The sequence below is a fragment of the Bradyrhizobium sp. BRP56 genome, assembly GCF_020194035.1.
Taxonomy (GTDB): Bacteria; Pseudomonadota; Alphaproteobacteria; order Rhizobiales; family Xanthobacteraceae; genus Bradyrhizobium; species Bradyrhizobium australafricanum.
Genome location: NZ_JADYVV010000178.1, coordinates 1 through 906, shown reverse-complemented (window position 1 = coordinate 906; position 906 = coordinate 1). Strand labels below are relative to the sequence as shown.

1 protein-coding gene is annotated in these 906 nt (G+C 63.1%); it reads right to left on the bottom strand.

Features of this window, described 5'->3' with window-relative positions; all coding sequences use genetic code 11:
• On the bottom strand, positions 1-906 hold a 906-nt coding region (locus I6F38_RS43245), incomplete at both ends, for an NAD-dependent epimerase/dehydratase family protein (RefSeq protein ID WP_225164694.1).

Here is a 906-nt window from a genome sequence, read left to right as displayed (position 1 = left end):
CGATCGACGTCGTGATAGGCCCGATACCAGGCGACAAACCTGGCAATGCCATCCTCGATCCGCGTCTGCGGGCGGAAGCCGATTTCACGCTCCAGGTCGGAGACGTCGGCCGACGTCTCCGGTACATCTCCCGGCTGCATCGGCAGCAACTGCTTTTCGGCCTGTCGCCCCAAGCCCTGCTCGAGCAGCGCCACCACATGCATCAGTTCTTCCGGCCTGCTGTTGCCGATATTGTAGACCCGCCACGGCGCCCGGCTCGAACCCGGATCGGGATGCGCTCCCGACCAGTTGACGTCGCCTTCCGGCGCGCGGCCGATCAACCGCACCATCGCCTCGACCACGTCGTCGACATAGGTGAAGTCGCGCCGCATGTTGCCATTGTTGAACAGCTGGATCGGCTTGCCCTTGGTGATCGCGTCGGCGAACGCATAGAGCGCCATGTCCGGCCGATACCACGTCCCATACACGGTGAAAAACCGCAGCCCGGTTGCCGGCACGCGATAGAGATGGCTATAGGAATGGGCGATCAGCTCGTTGGCCTTCTTGGTTGCGGCGTACAGGCTGACGGGATGGTCGACATTGTCGTGGACCGAAAACGGCAATTTGGTGTTGGCGCCATAGACCGACGATGAGGACGCAAACAACAGGTGCTTGCACGCGGTGTGCCGGCAGCCCTCGAGGACGTTGAGGAAGCCCTCCAGATTGGAATCCGCATAGGCGTGCGGATTCTGCAGGGAATAGCGCACGCCGGCCTGCGCGGCGAGATGCACCACGACCTCGAAGCGATAACGCTCGAACAGCGCCTTCATGCCGGCGCGGTCGGCGAGGTCGAGCTCCACGAAGGTGAAGCCACGGTGCTGCTTGAGCAGATCGAGGCGCGCGCGCTTGAGCGCCGGGTCGTAATAG